Annotated in this window: 10 protein-coding genes; 3 read left to right on the top strand and 7 right to left on the bottom strand. The window is 55.0% G+C overall.

Annotation, left to right across the window (positions count from 1 at the left end; genetic code table 11):
• Positions 1 to 143 precede the first annotated feature (143 nt).
• The 3 genes from M2418_RS24125 to M2418_RS24135 all read right to left on the bottom strand — a co-directional run bounded on the left by M2418_RS24125 (position 144) and on the right by M2418_RS24135 (position 6,688).
• Positions 144 to 4,301, bottom strand: coding sequence for a translocation/assembly module TamB domain-containing protein (locus M2418_RS24125; protein WP_259149574.1), 4,158 nt, complete (start codon positions 4,299 to 4,301; stop codon positions 144 to 146).
• 39 nt (positions 4,302 to 4,340) lie between these two features.
• Positions 4,341 to 6,266, bottom strand: a complete 1,926-nt coding sequence (locus M2418_RS24130) for an autotransporter assembly complex family protein (RefSeq protein ID WP_250984309.1) — start codon at positions 6,264 to 6,266, stop codon at positions 4,341 to 4,343.
• Positions 6,267 to 6,439: 173 nt separating this feature from the next.
• On the bottom strand, positions 6,440 to 6,688 hold the full coding sequence (locus M2418_RS24135) for a YMGG-like glycine zipper-containing protein (RefSeq protein WP_192490377.1): 249 nt from the start codon (positions 6,686 to 6,688) through the stop codon (positions 6,440 to 6,442).
• Between the two features lie 368 nt (positions 6,689 to 7,056).
• Here M2418_RS24135 and hemA point away from each other — a divergent pair, with 368 nt between their 5' ends.
• Complete coding sequence (gene hemA / locus M2418_RS24140; protein ID WP_259149577.1) at positions 7,057 to 8,274, top strand: 5-aminolevulinate synthase; 1,218 nt, start codon at positions 7,057 to 7,059, stop codon at positions 8,272 to 8,274.
• Between the two features lie 47 nt (positions 8,275 to 8,321).
• Here the strand turns inward: hemA and dxr are convergent, their stop codons facing one another.
• Positions 8,322 to 9,515 (bottom strand): 1-deoxy-D-xylulose-5-phosphate reductoisomerase, encoded by a 1,194-nt coding sequence (gene dxr / locus M2418_RS24145; RefSeq protein ID WP_259149578.1) that lies wholly within the window; start codon positions 9,513 to 9,515, stop codon positions 8,322 to 8,324.
• Between the two features lie 141 nt (positions 9,516 to 9,656).
• Between dxr and M2418_RS24150 the strand changes: the two genes are divergently transcribed.
• On the top strand, positions 9,657 to 10,364 hold the full coding sequence (locus tag M2418_RS24150) for a phosphatase PAP2 family protein (RefSeq protein WP_250984311.1): 708 nt from the start codon (positions 9,657 to 9,659) through the stop codon (positions 10,362 to 10,364).
• Positions 10,365 to 10,388: 24 nt separating this feature from the next.
• The gene (locus tag M2418_RS24155; protein WP_259149579.1) at positions 10,389 to 11,633 is read left to right on the top strand and encodes an FAD-dependent oxidoreductase; all 1,245 of its coding nucleotides are present in this window, start codon (positions 10,389 to 10,391) and stop codon (positions 11,631 to 11,633) included.
• Between the two features lie 10 nt (positions 11,634 to 11,643).
• On the opposite strand, the gene M2418_RS24160 is transcribed toward M2418_RS24155, so the two are convergent.
• The 3 genes from M2418_RS24160 to M2418_RS24170 are packed head-to-tail and all read right to left on the bottom strand — an operon-like array spanning position 11,644 to position 15,314.
• Positions 11,644 to 12,801, bottom strand: a complete 1,158-nt coding sequence (locus M2418_RS24160) for a glycosyltransferase family protein (protein ID WP_259149580.1) — start codon at positions 12,799 to 12,801, stop codon at positions 11,644 to 11,646.
• Entirely contained in the window at positions 12,798 to 14,045 is a 1,248-nt protein-coding gene (locus M2418_RS24165; protein ID WP_259149582.1) for a glycosyltransferase, read from the bottom strand. Before M2418_RS24165 ends, M2418_RS24160 begins: the two co-directional genes overlap by 4 nt.
• A gap of 60 nt (positions 14,046 to 14,105) precedes the next feature.
• Entirely contained in the window at positions 14,106 to 15,314 is a 1,209-nt protein-coding gene (locus tag M2418_RS24170) for a glycosyltransferase family protein (protein WP_259149583.1), read from the bottom strand.
• Positions 15,315 to 15,344 lie beyond the last annotated feature (30 nt).

The raw sequence follows: 15,344 nt of genomic DNA on the forward strand, positions 1-15,344 counted from the left end.
CTGAATATGCGAAATCAACTGACGATTTTTTATACAAAATCATCATTAAAAAATTATAAATAATAACAATAGGGTATTTTTGATATATTTATATTTGCAATATTATGAAACTATAAACTTATACATAAGCAGTACATAAGAGATCAATATTCTTTTTCGTAGAATATACCTGCTGCGCCACCGCCATCTGCGCCTGCTTCACCCCGTAGTTTGACGCCTCTGCCAACATCCAGATTGATCACAGCCTTTGCGCCTGAACTGCCACTCTGTTCCAGTTCAAGATAGGTGCGGTCATTGATGTATTTCCCGGCAGATACTTTCGCGTCACCCTTTTCGTCGGTGGAGATATCAAGATCATCGACGCCAAGATTGCTGCGCAAACTGTTGAACAGCGAGGTAGAACGTCCACCGGCTAGCTGGCTTGCAGCATCGGCCAGACGGGCGATCTGAAGGGCAGACAGTTTCGACATGGACTGTCCAAAAATAAGCTGTGCCAGCACTTCATCTTGAGGCAGAGCAGGAGATGAGGAGAAGGTAATCGCCGGATCATTGGCAAGACCGGAAACAGAGACGGTTATCGTTGTTGAACCGGAGGCGGAATCGGCTGCCATATCCAAAACCGGTACCAAGCCGCCGCCGAAAGTGATGTTGCCTGTGGTGAAGTCCAGTCTTTTGGTCAGGACTTCGAGCCTGCCACGCTTCATGGTAAAGCCACCGGATACCACGGGATCGGCAGCGGTGCCGCGTACCACCAGATTGCCGGTCAGTTCGGCATCGACGCCGCGACCGCGCACGAAAATGCCGTTGGGCGCATTGATGTTGAGGTCGAGACCAATGGTGGAGCTGCTGCCATTGGACTCATCCGCCTGCATGTTGCTGACCTGTTTTTTTACCGCAGGTGGCGCATTGCGATGTTTGATATCGATAGCGGTGAGCGAGGCTGGCAAGCGTTCAGGAATGGTAATGGCGCTCTTGTCCAGCGTCAGTGTTCCCGCAAGCACGGGGTTGGCGAGCAATGGGCCTTTCAGGGTCAATGTGCCGCTGACAATAGTGGTAACCAGTGTCCCGTCATTATAGGCGGCGCGGTCTAGCACGATCGACAGATCGGCCGGGAAATTGGACGCTGGCGTGATACCGACCGAGCCGGATGCCGAAAGCGTGCCACCAGCCGCAAGCCTGCCGGACAAGCGCGAGATGACGGCGCGGTCCCGATCAAAGGTGATCGTGGCACCAAGATTGTTGATCGTCAGGTTTCTCCGCACATCGGTCAACTGAGTGCCATCCGTTGAAACCGTGCCGGTTATCGATGGGGCTGCAGCGGTGCCGGATATATTGAGATTAATGTTGGCACTGCCTGTCACCGACAAACCCTGTTCGGCTGTTTGTGCCGCAACCGTTGCAAAGGGCAGATTACCCTTGAAGGCCAATGACAATGGCTGGTTGCCGGAGATACCAACTGAGCCGCCGCCGGACAATGACAGTCCGCCCTGACCGGTTAGTCCGGTTGTGATGTTCAGCAGATTGTCGGCAAATGTACCATCGGCCTTGATGCTGAGTGGTGCAAGGCCCGCCGCACGTGTCTGGCTTACAACGGCGTTGTTCCAGCTCAGGTCATAACCGACAGATGGATTTGCCGCGGCACCTTTGGCGGTGACCGTGCCGGAGATATCGCCGGATGCGTCAAGACCACTGGCGAAGGCATTGGCAAGGCTGGCCGGCAAAGAACGGATAACAGCGTTGATATCAAGGTTTGAGCCTGCCGAGCCATTTACTTCAATGCGGCCATTGCCTGTCTGAATGGTGAGGCCGTTGATGCGCGCCGTACCATTGTCGACAGTGATATTGGTCGGTTGTGCCAGCTTGACCGGGATACCACGCGGAGCGGCGGAAAAGTCCCTGATAGCGACAGTCAGCGGTTGTTTGCCGGTATCGACGCTGCCGGATGCCAGAAGTGGCGCATTGTCGTATCGGGCATTGAGGTTGAAGCCTGTTGCGGACCCGGCATGGGTAATATCCAGCTTCAGTCCGCTGATGGTGTTTGCGCCGGCATTTATCGCCTGTGCAGTCAACGTTCCCTGTGCCGCCAAGGCCTTCAGGTCGCTGACAGCGATATCGGCTGCGAGGTTTGAAATTCCATTCGTACCTTGGCTCAGCGATTTGCTGTTGGCCTTCAGAGTGATTGCCGTCGTTGTCGCATTGCTGTTGAAGACAGCAGTACCTTTCAAATCACCTGCGGCCTGCTGGGCTGCCAATGCGGCGAGCAACGAGACGTCAGGAAAGTCGAACGCTAGAGTACCGTTGGGCTGGAAGGTCGGCGTAAAACGCAGATCACCTGTCAGGCTGTTGGGTCCGATGTCGACGCGCAATGACGGCAGAGCCGTTCCATTCTGGTCCTGAACCAGAGCGGCCTTAGCTTCGATTGGCTGGCCATCCAGCGTGCCGCTCGCCGCAATGTCTGCCTGCGGTGCCGCGGGGTCGGCCTTACCGCTGGCGGTCAGTGCAAATGCTTCGAGCGAACGCCCGGCCATCGTGGCACGGGCCGAGTTCAGGCTGGCCTTGAAATCCGGTGTAGCAAGCGGGCCTGTCGCTTCCACGGCAAAACCGGCCGCACCCTGTGCGTTGGCCAGCAGTTTTTCGAGAGCAAGGAAACGTCCGCCGATCTTGGCCTGCACTATGCCGTTGTCGAGCAGCAGATTACCATTCGCTTCGACCAGATCCGAGCGAACGACAAGGTTTTCGAGGCTTGTTTTGCCGCCGATGACAGCGTTGACATATCCCTCGACCGCAATGGTTTTTTCGATCTTTTGTGCCAGTGCCTCAGGAAGGATCTGCGGCACTGCGAACAGGCGCAGATTTGCGGAAACGGTTTTGCTGTCCAGCGTATAGGTGCCGCTGGTGGTGCCACCGATGCTGGCGCTTTCCAGTGTCGCTGCTTCAAAACCGATAGCGGTTGGAGACAGGCGCAACGGTGCCTTCAACGTGGCGGGCGCTTTAACCAAACGGTCGAGGTCAGGGCTGACCAGCGCGGAACCATCAACGGAAACCGTCGTGTCGACCGTTCCGGTAAAGGCTGCGAGATTTAGGTCCTTGCTTGCCGCAGATAGCTTGATGCCATCCAGACGTCCCTGCGGAATTTCCACAGATCGCAGTGCGGCGGCGACATTCAAGGCTGCAGCCTGCGCGTTGCCGCGCAACGAAATATCGGCGCCATCGATCAGAAGCCGTGCCTGACCACCATCCATCGGCAAACGGAAATCAACAGGGCCATTGGTGCCAATCAGGTTGGCGCTCAAGTCGTTCATGCCTTGCGGATCAACGGTGCCGGAGGCGGCCAGCAGCAGCGCGCCGGTTGTCAGATTTCCGGTTTCGATGTCGATACGGCCGTTCGGATCGAGTGCGACATTGAAGTCGATCTGCGTTTCGCCATTAAAAAGCTGGCGGTACAGCGGGGGCAATAGCATGTCCGGCTGACCACCGCCGGTCAGCGCAATACGGCGCACGCCGGTATCGGCAAGTTTATGCTGGCCGGTCAGGCTCAGGATGCGATTGCCATCGACGGCGCCGACCAATTGGCCGCTCCAATCGGACAGTGGGCCTTGACCATCAATGTCAAGCGAAACAGCGGGGGCGCCGGGCAATGCCAGAAGGTTTGCCAGCATGCCGCCCTGTGGTTCGCTTAAATTAGCCTTGAGTTGCAGAACATTCTGCTCGGGCACATAGGTGAAATCGGCCGTGATGCCTGCCTGTGGCACATCCTTGCGGTGAACGGCGATGTTGGCGGCCATATCTTTGGACGATGCCTTGGCATTGCCTGACGCTACCAATTCAAACGGGCGTCCAGCCAAGGCTTCACCAAGCTTGATGTCATCGAAAGTCAGGTTTTTGATATCGACTGCAATCGGCAGCGAGAAACTACCGCTTTCCTGTTTTGCCGGTTGTTCAGATGGCAAGGGAGTGCGGTCAAATTCGATTGTGCTGGCTGAGACCAGATCTGCGCGGAAGGTGCCAGTGAGCAGCGCGGTTGGAGACCAGTCGACAGCAATGCCATTGATACGGGCATAGACCCCTTCGCGGTCGGACAGCACGACGCTGTCAAGGCGCAGATTTCCGGTAAGGAGACCCTGTGGCGCAGAAATCTCAACCTTTTGATCGGCTGTGGATGCAAGGGATGAAATCTGGCGGGCCGCAAATTTTGAGCCCGATGCGGTAAAGCCTATGAACGAGACAAACAAAACAAGAAACAGCACCAACCCTGCGGCGATGTATAAAACCCATTTTAAAGGTTGAAGCAGTTTCTTCATGGTGGTGTTTTGCCTTGTTTCAGACGAACTGCAGCACGATCAGAACGATTGACCGATACCGGCGTAAATGCCGTAACTGTTGCCGCCATCATATTTGTCGAGAGGCATTGCAACATCCAAACGCAATGGACCGAAAGGAGTTGCATAGCGTAAGCCGATGCCTGCGCCTGCTCTTATATCTGAAAAATCCGGTGTCATGCGGGTAGAAACCGCTGCCGCGTCGATAAATGGTACAAGACCGATTGTTTCGGTGATCTTGATACGGGCTTCTACGGAGCCAAGAACGTAAGAGCGACCACCTGTTGCATCGCCATTGGCGTTATAGGGTGAAATTTCCTGATAGCTGTAACCACGCACCGAGCCGCCGCCACCGGCATAAAAACGTCGAGTTGCAGGTACATCCTGAAGGTCACTTGCACCCACCAAAACGCCCGCGCCAAGTTTACCGGCAAGCACAACGCGATCTTCTTGTCCAAGTCCCTTATAGGCGGTGGCTGAGCCTTCAAAGGTCGAGAAGAATGTGCCGTTCATCGCTTCATAGCTGGGCTTGGCGGCAATGGCTGCACGGAAGCCGGTTGTCGGATCAAGCTTGTTGTCACGGGTGTCGCGCACATATTCCAGCGGTATGGATGTCGTCAGATACTTGTTGTTGCCATAGGCATCATCGGTATCCGTCCAGCTGACCTCAAGTCCTGCCGCTGCAGTATCGGTATCATTGACCTCATAACTGAAGCCTGCAGCACCTGTAATGGTCTTGGCTTCATAGGTGTCAGGATGCTCGGTCTTGGCAATAAGGCTTGCTTTGAATGTTGCCGAGGGATGGAAGACGCCTGGCTTCGTGAAGGTAATGCCAGCGGAATAATCCATGCCTTCGACGCTGGATGCCTCACCCAGTCGCGAAACAGAACCTTCGATGCGAAGGGTTTCCGCCTTGCCAAACAGGTTGCGGTGGCCCCAATAGCCTTGCAGGCCGGCACCTTCGGTTGTCGAGAATTGCGCACCGAGGCCGAAATAGCGGTGTTTTCCTTCGGACACTTCGATGGTCAGTGGCAAGGAGCCGTTGGCCGCGAGTTGCTCGGATTCGCGAACTGTGACGCTGGAGAAGACACCAAGCTGGCGCAGCCGCTCGGATGCCTTGCGCAGGCTTTCCGGCGAATAGGGCTGTCCGGCATTCAGTCTGGAGTAATAACGAATAAAGTCCGGATCAACGCTTTGCTGACCCTTGATGCCGATCATGCCAACCGGTGCGACTGGCCCCGCTTCTGCCGCCATCGTCACATCGACGGTGTTGGTAGCGTGGTCGGCGACCGCCTGTCTTTTGGTCAGCTTGGCCAGCGGGCGGCCTTCGGATTTCAGCTGCTCAATCAGCTTTTCGCCACCACGGATAATATTGAGCGAGCCGGCCTTGCCGCCGCGCACCAGACCAAACTCTTCCAGGTTGCGCCCTGCGGCGTCACCTTCCAGAATTATGTTGCCAAGAGTAAACTCTGGGCCTGGTGTGATCTGGATATGCACAGGAACCGGCTTTGAATGGTCAAAGACCGGATTGGGGGGAAGATTTTCAATGTCTGTGCCAGCGATACTGACTTTGACGACACCGGAATAGCGGGCATTTTCATAAAGAGAGGCGACGAGACGGTCGCGGTCGTCGCGCGCCTTTATGACGAGGCCAAGATCGCCCGATACGGGTTTGTCCTGATCGGAAATCAGAAACGACGCGTTTTCCAGATTTTCGTAGAACTTGGGATCAACGAGCGGAACATCCATGCTTGCGCTGTAGCGAACCGGATTGATGATCTCGAGTTCCGGTTCGTCTGATCCCCAAAGCGTAATGCCAAACAGCTTGAACGCGTTCGCTTCCCGCACAAACGCAGGGTATAAAACCACTGCTGCCGCAACCGCCAGTGCGGTGCCTGCCTTCCGGTACGCAATACTCAATCTCGGGTCAGTCCGTTTTGTCGGCATCTGCTACTTTATGGTTGAGCATTTATTATCGCTCTCACCGGTTTCCCGTTCGTTAATATAATAATCTAAGCATAAAAGTCCGATTTTGATACGCAGAATCAACTTTTCCGATGTTAAAATGCAAAAGCCCCGGAAAACCGGGGCCTGCATTCTGCATAAATCTGCAATCGAGATTAGCAACGGTCTACGTAGCGGTTACCATAACGGTCACGGTAGTAGCATTTGCCAGGTTCATTGGCATTACCAATGAGCGCGCCGCCAACACCGCCGATAGCAGCGCCAACTGCTGCGCCGCGAACGTTACCGGTGATTGCGCCACCGAGAACAGCTCCGGAAACGGCACCGATTGATGCGCCTTTTTCAGTTTGTGTGCAGCTTGCGAGCGCCAAGCCAACCAGTGCAAATACGATGGCCTTCTTCATTTACTCTCTCCAACGTTACAATGAGCCTCAGCTCCGATAGGCGTCCCAGTTTTTTATGCGGTGACTGCTTGTCCTCCGACCGCTACGGATTGCTTTAACAATTCACCGTCATTTATGGAAGCCTGATTAGCTGGCTGATGAACCGGAATTGCCGACAGGTTTCAAACGCACGCTGCCGGTTTTCGTTCCAATCTTTTTCTGAATTTGATGTGAATCAAGTTCAAGCCATCGCGAAAGCGCTAAAAGAAGTATATTGGAATCGTTCAAAAGAGTAGGCGAATTGCCGCAGGCTATGTAAAGTTGGTCTGTCGGGGTTGACGGTTCGAAGGGGAGAACTCAAAACTCCCTCAAGAATTCTGGAGCAAGGCATGGATTTCGAGGCATATTTCAAGGGCGAACTGGACAGCTTACACACAGAGGGGCGGTACAGGGTATTTGCGGATCTGGAACGCCATCAGGGGCAGTTCCCGCGGGCCACTCGCTACAATGCAAATGGTGAAAAGCGCGACGTAACAGTCTGGTGTTCTAACGACTACCTCGGAATGGGGCAGAACCCGAAAGTTATCGAGGCCATGAAAGCGGCGATCGATCACTGTGGCGCGGGTGCGGGAGGCACCCGGAATATTTCTGGTACCAGTCACTATCACGTCCTGCTTGAGCAGGAACTTGCTGACCTGCACGGCAAAGAAGCTTCACTGATCTTTACGTCTGGCTATATTTCCAACTGGGCAACCCTTGGAACGCTCGGACAGAAAATTCCTGGTCTGATCATCTTCTCTGACGCGCTGAACCATGCGTCGATGATTGAAGGTATTCGGTATGGCAAGTGCGAAAAGGTCATCTGGAAGCATAATGATCTCGAAGACCTCGAGGCAAAGCTGAAGGCTGCTGATCCGAAGGCGCCAAAGCTGATCGCTTTTGAATCCGTCTATTCGATGGATGGCGACATTGCGCCGATCAAGGAAATCTGTGATCTGGCCGACAAATATGGCGCCATGACCTACCTGGACGAAGTGCATGCCGTTGGCATGTATGGTCCGCGCGGTGGCGGCATTGCCGAACGCGAAGGTCTGATGCATCGCCTGACGATCATCGAAGGAACGCTTGGCAAGGCATTCGGCGTAATGGGCGGCTACATTGCCGGTTCCACAGCACTTTGCGACTTCATCCGTTCGTTTGCTTCGGGCTTCATTTTCACGACTGCGCTTCCGCCATCATTGGCTGCGGGTGCTGTGGCGTCCATCCAGCACCTGAAGTCCAGCCCGTTTGAGCGTGCCCGTCATCAGGACCGGGTTCGCAAACTGCGCACACTCCTGGATGCCAGTGGCATTCCGCACATGCCAAACCCAAGCCATATCGTGCCTGTCATGGTTGGCGATGCTGCCAAGTGCAAATGGATTTCGGATATTCTGCTGGATAACCACGACATCTACGTCCAGCCGATCAACTATCCCACGGTGCCGCGCAAGACAGAGCGTCTGCGCATTACACCGACACCGCTGCACAGCGATGCGGATATCGAGCATCTGGTGGGTTCGTTGCATCAACTGTGGGCACGTTGCGCACTGGCGCGGGCCGTCGCGTAAGATAAGGCTCAGCCTTAACTCGCTGAAACATTTGGAATGGCCGCCTCTCAGGCGGCTTTTTCTGTTTGGGCGATATAATCTTCAGCCAGAAGACGAGCTTGCTGGTCAGCGGCAATAATGTCGTCCATGCTATCCGCTGTGCGACCATCAGCCATCCGGTCCATCGCGAATTCGACGGCTTCAGCCATGTGCAGGAAACCGATACGGCCTTCAACAAAGGCATGGAAAGCAGTCTCATCAGCGGCACTCAGCACAGCGCCCTGCACGCCGCCACGTTCCAGAGCGGTGCGGGCCAAACGCAATGCCGGGAAGCGTTGTTCATCGGGAGCTTCGAAATCAAGCTTCGCAAGTTTGGCGAAGTCCAAACGATCAACGTTGAGCGGTGCGCGCTCAGGGTAGGTCAGAGCATAAGAAATGGCGGTACGCATATCCGGGCAGCCAAGCTGCGCAATCACCGAACCATCGTGGTAGCTGACCATAGAATGTATGATCGACTGCGGATGGATGATCACCTCAATCTGTTCAGGCAAAACATCAAACAGGAATTTCGCTTCAATCATTTCCAGCGCCTTGTTGAACATGGTGGCGCTGCCAATCGAAACCTTCAGGCCCATTGACCAGTTGGGATGGGCTTTGGCCGCTTCCACCGTCACGCCAGCCATTTGTTCCTTGCTCCAGGTGCGGAATGGTCCACCGGACGCAGTCAGCAGAATGCGCTCCAGAGATTGGCGTGGATTTCCTTCAAGGCACTGGAAGATGGCACTATGTTCGCTATCGACAGGGATGAGCTTGCCGCCGCCCTGCTTGATGGTGCGAATGAACACATCACCTGCCGACACAAGGCATTCCTTGTTGGCGAGTGCGATGTCAGCGCCGCGTTTTGCTGCTGTGATCGTTGGAGCAAGACCGGGTGTTCCGGCAATGGCCGCCATAACCCAACCGGCATCCATCTCGGCTGCTTCCGTCAGGCCATTTTTTCCAGCTGCAACTGCAATGCCGGTGCCGGCAAGCGCTACCTTCAGCGCTTCATATTTTTCATCATTGGCGGTGACGGCCAGCTTTGCGCCAAATTCCTTGGCCTGCGCTGCCAGCAGCTCGACATTATCCGCTCCGGTCAACGCTAGTATGTCGAATGCGTCACGGCCGCCGAGTTGGCGCAGAACATCGAGAGTGCTGGTGCCGATAGAGCCTGTCGAGCCAAGTATCGTCAGGCTGCGTGGTGTGGTAGTGCCGGGTATCATCGTTGCAATCCGGTATCTTTTACGTTGTGATGGCTCTACCTGCGAAAACAGGGCGGAACAAGAAGAAACCATCGCCATTGTTTTCCTGAACGGCGAAAGCCATATGCTGAAGAGCGGTAAGGTCAGACCAACAGGAGTTGCATGAACAGATTTATTGTTTCCAGTGGTTGGGTGTTTCTGGCGTCTATTGTCCTGGTTCTGGTTTTCATGCCGTTTGATGCCGCTCTGTCAGAGAGAGCGCAGGGCTTGCCGGGCAGGGTTGTCGGCTTCAACAGTGCCATTACCGATCTCGGTACATTTCGGTGGATGCTTTATTCATCGGGTTTGGTGATCATTATCGCCTTCATTGCCGGAAAGGTTTATCGCAACAGTACCTATGTCGGGAAATTACGGACGGGCTACCGGCTGTTTCTATATTTCTTCCTCACGATTGCCTCTGCCGGAATTCTGGTCCATCTGCTCAAGTTTCTGATCGGTCGGGCAAGGCCGGAACTGTTCAGTGAACTCGGTGCCTTCAGCCTCACACCTTTTGCAGGTCAATGGTCTTACGAGAGTTTTCCATCCGGCCATTCGACGGCTATCGGAGCGCTGTGTGGCGCGCTTGCCATGCTGACCCCGCGTCTGCGGCCGGTCTTTCTCCTGCTTGCCCTCATCATCGGAATTTCACGCGTCATCGTTGGGGCGCATTATCCGAGTGATGTCGCTGCCGGTTTGTTGCTTGGTGTGTGGACGGCCATGGCCTTTGCCTTTATCTTTGCGCGTTACAACTGGTTGTTCCGGTTTGATGAGAAGGGCTGGCCACAGCCCAAATCCGTTTTTGCTGCGAAAACGGCCGATAGGGCGCAGTGACTTGCAAGACGTCTGGGGAGTGGAATGAACGTTCAGCAGAGCCTTTCCGATAATCCTCCAGCCGTGCGGCATTTGGAAACCACTGTTGCGATTGCCGGTGGTGGACCTGCGGGAATGATGCTGGGTTTGCTGCTTGCGCGCGCTGGTATTGACGTCACTGTGGTTGAAAAACACGGCGATTTCCTGCGCGATTTTCGTGGCGATACCATCCATCCATCAACGCTTGAGGTGATCGAGCAGCTTGGTTTCATCAAGGAATTTCTGCAGCTACCGCATACGCGAGCTGAAAAGCTGCATGCACAGATCGGGGATGACACCATCACCATTGCCGATTTCTCATGGTTGCCGGTCAAGAACCGCTTCATTGCTTTCATGCCGCAGTGGGATTTCCTGAACTTTCTGGCAGGCAAAGCAGGGCAATACGAAAACTTCCGTTTGTTGATGAATGCGCCTGTGACTGGCCTGTCGATAAAAGACGGTCGCGTTTGCGGGCTGGAGGTCTCAACACCGGAAGGCGATGTTGTCATCAAGAGTGCGCTTGTCATTGGCGCCGATGGTCGAAACTCCGTCGTGCGAGACAAGGCCGGCCTTCAGGTTGAACGGTTTGGTGTGCCAACCGAACTCTTGTGGATGCGACTTTCCAAACAGCCGGGTGATCCCAACGAGACGATGGGACATGCTGGCCCCCAGCAAGGTCTGGTGTTGATTGATCGCGGTGACTATTGGCAATGCGGTTTTGTGGTGCGCAAGGGTACATTTGCCGAACTGCAACATAGGGGCATCGAAGCATTTTGGGATGCAGTTGCGTCTGTCAGTCCTCTGCCGAAGGACAGGATGCGGGAAATTGCGTCATGGGATGATGTGCATCTACTGACCGTGCGGATCGATCGTCTGAAACGCTGGTGGCGACAAGGTCTGCTTTGTATTGGTGATGCCGCCCATGCCATGTCGCCGATTGGCGGTGTCGGGGTCAACCTTGCCATTCAGGATGCGGTTGCTGCCGCCAATATCCTGACACCTGCACTGAGTACCAGAGGTACCGTCTCAGATAATGACCTTGCAGCTGTTGAAGCACGACGCTCTTTCCCGACCAAAGCTACGCAAAAATTGCAATTGATGATGCGCAACCGACGAAAGGCACCGAAAGCGAACGCGGGCAAACCATCGGGACCGCCAGGTTTTGTAAAGGCGATCATCAAATTCCCGCTTCTTGCCCATTTGGCCGGCCGCTTGATCGGCCTTGGTTTCCGGCGGGAAAAGCTGAAATAGGCTATACCTGTCAGCGCGATTGATAGAGCTTGTGCAGAATTGCAGCGGTGCCTTGCGCACCGTTGAGATCAAGGTTCTGACTATCAGGTGATGGAAGCGCCAGTGCCTGTCTGATGGCATCTGCCATGGCCGGGCCGGAGATTTGGTCTTCCTGCAGGACATGGGCTAGCTGTAACTTCGCCAGCCGCTCGGCACGGGCGCCCTGTTCGGTTTCACCGCCGACAGCGAAGGGAATAAGAAGCGAGCGGCATTTTGCCCGCAAAATATCGCAGACCGTATTATAGCCCGCCTGAGAGACCGATAGTTTTGCCGCTGACAGCAGGCTTGGAAAATCTTTGCGGAAACGGAAAACGGAAACCTTGTCACTGGCCTGAGCGGAAATCGCGTCGAAGTCTGCCTGCGGCATGTTAGGGCCTGTTATCAGGCACCAGCTGTTTACATCGTCAACGATGTTTGACGCTTCCAATGCACTTTTGATGAGCTGCGCACCGACGGCGCCACCGCCTGCGGAAACGACCACGTCATACTGCTCTGTTGGTTCTGGCGGCGGTTCAGGGGCAACGAGGCCAGTGTAAACCACGCGTGCGGAAATCTCGTGCGCGAGCGGGAACGTTTCCTCAAGCTTAACGAAATTCGGGTCGCCATGAACAAGAATGGTGTCGAAGTGTTTTTTGACGAGTTCGATTGTTTCTTCGTCACGGCCCGGTTTGTTGCGTTCCTGTAAGATATCGCGCAGCGACGTCATGAGCAGTGGGCGCGGGCGTGATTGTTCGATGGCTTGCAGCAAGGGCAAAAGCTCAAACCGCACCTGCCGCCGACCAAACGGGAAGGCCTCGATAATGACGATATCTGGTTTCACCTCTTCGAAGGTGTTTAAAAGCAGGGTGGTGCGCAGCTGCTTGAAGCTGTCATCGACCGCCTTACCGTTGATATCGACCAGACCGGAAAAACCGCTATCGCCAACGGCAATCGGCGGCAATGCCACATGCTTCAAACCGTCAGCCGGAAAACCGGGTACTGGCAGACCGCCGGTGAGCAGCGTCACATCAAAACCGTCTCTCTGCATGGCGTTGGCGACGCGACTTGCCCGCGCAATGTGACCGATGCCGAGCAAATGCTGGACGTAAAATAAAACGCGTGGTCCCGGCGTGGCGGTTTCTTTGGTCATACGCCTTTTTCCCACTCTTGTTCGAACAGGGATTTGAGATGGGTAATGCTGGTATTGTTATCGAATGCGGTGCGCACTTTCTGCTCGGCGGCAGCACCAAGTCGTGCGCGCAGGGCGGGATCCGTGATCAAGGTATGTAGTGCTGTGGTGAAAGCGGCGACATCTTCCGGATTGGTCAAAAGGCCGTTTTCGCCTGAAATGAAAAACTCCGGGATGCCTGAAATGTTGGTAGACAGACAGGCGAGCTTCTGGCTAGCAGCCTCGACCAACACGTTTGGCAGGCCGTCACGGTCACCATCCTGCGTGATGCGGCAGGCAAGTGCGAACAGATCGGCTTTGCGGTAATGGTCCAGAACCTCCTTCTGATCCATCGCGCCTTTCCAGGTCACGCGGTCAGCAAGGCCAAGCGAGTTTGACAAAGCCTTGAGGCTTTCCAGCTTCTCGCCTCCGCCGATGTGAACGAGTTGCCAGTGCAGAGAAGAGGGCAATGAGGCCAGGGCTTTCAGCAGAATATCGATGCCCTTTTTCTCGACGGCGCGACCTACGCTCAAAATGGTGATCGGCTGGGCAGCATCGGAGCCGTCATTGGCTGGACGGTCGGCATCAAAATGCGGAAAACGTGTCAGATCCAGCCCGTGATAGCTTAAGTGCACTGTGTCCTTCTGCCGGGCCAGATTACGCAAATGCTCATAACCGCTGGCGGTGCAGGTAACCGCCCAGCGCGCGCTGTTGAGCTTGCCCGAGAGATCGCGGTCGTTGGACGTCCAGATATCCTTGGCATGGGCAGAGATCGTCCAGGGAATATCCGTCAGAAGGTGAGTATAGGCGGCGACGGAGGCGGGCGTATGAATGAAATGCACATGCAGCCATCCGCCATTGTTTGGCCACTCGGCAGCAAGAACGGCTGCCTGACCAAAGCGGCGAATACGGTTGCGGTTCACGTCATGGCGAAAATCGCACAGAAAGCGTTTAAAGGCTTTGCCAAATCCGGGGCGTTTGCGGCAGGCCCAAAGCGCCCGCAAAACCCTTATCGGTTCTTCATGCAGATATTCCGGCAGGTAAGAAACCGGAGCCTTGATTTCATCATGGACGGGATGGCGTTTCTTGTCGGTAGGACGGCGCATGGCGACCAGTTCCAGCTCCAGCCCGGCTTTCTCCAGCCCAAGCAATTCCTGTGCAATGAACGTCTCAGAAAGCCGCGGATATCCCTTCAAAAGGACGACGATTTTTTTCTTGTCGCTCAAGCTCTTACAATCTCTTTTTTCTCGGAAGGCTATCGGTTGCTTTGTTGTGTTCAAAAGCGCTTAGCCTGTCGCCTTGGCGGCGTTGATGTCTTCGCTGGCATGCAGCCATTCTGCTATTCTGCGCGAAATGTTCTGCAAACCATCGAGCTGTAAGTTCTGGGAGTTTGCAGAGGGCGGCTGTCGGTGTGGCAGGGCCTTCAGCGCCTCTGCCATCAGCTGAGGATTTTCTGCTTCTTCCGGCAACAGCATGTCCAACAGGCCCAGCTCCTTGGCGCGGCTGGCGCGGATCAGCTGTTCTTCGCGGGGCACGACGCGCGGCACGATGAGAGCCGGTTTGTCGAACGAAAAGATTTCGCAAACGGTGTTATAGCCACCCATGGAAACAACGGCCTTCGCGCCGGCAACCAGATCTTCCATACGGTTGTCGAACTGGATGATTTCCAGATGCGGAATGTGGGCAGCCTTGCTCAACAGCCTGTCGCGTTGCTCGGTCGGCATGTAGGGACCGAGAACAACAAGAGCTTTGTGGGTCAGTGTCTTGTCATAGTCATAGGCGTTCAGAACATCATCAATCAGTTCGCTGCCGTCACCGCCACCGCCGGTGGTAACGAGGATGTAGTCATCCTTGGGGCGAGGGTTGTCGATTTCACTTTGCGTTTGTGATCGTTGCAGGAAGCCAACGAACTCCATGCGATCGCGTACAGCTTGCGGCACATCGAGGCCATTGAGCGGATCGTGGAAATCGGGCGGCCCGTAGACCCAGACATTGTCGTAGAATTTCGCAATCTTGTTCATCACATCATTGCGTTTCCATTCGGCATCAAGAAGCTGTGGCGCATCCATGACGTCGCGTAGGCCAATGACCAGCTTCGTGCCTTGCGATTTCAGATATTCAAGTGTTTCCTCAACTTCGCCGCGCAGGCCCATCGGCTCCTTGTCAACGATGAAGACATCCGGCTGGAAGCTTTCTGCGGTGTGGCGAATGATCGACCGGCGCATTTTCAGCGTGTCCTGAAGGTCGATATGACGATCCAGCGACGTGTATTCGCCATTGCGCAGCTTGATGATACTGGGAATTTTGACGAAATCGACGCGGGCGCGATAATCGAAAGCCCCGGCTATCGTGGCGCCGGAAATGATCAGCACGTTCAGGCCACGGTAGTCTTCTACCAGCGCATGGGCAATCGTGCGGCAGCGGCGCAAATGGCCAAGGCCGAACGTATCATGACTGTACATCAGGATGCGTGCATCGTTCAGACGGGATGTCACTGAGAATGCCTCATGGTGTTTGGACAGATG

It is taken from the genome of Rhizobium sp. BIGb0125 (assembly GCF_024810055.1).
Lineage (GTDB): Bacteria > Pseudomonadota > Alphaproteobacteria > Rhizobiales > Rhizobiaceae > Agrobacterium.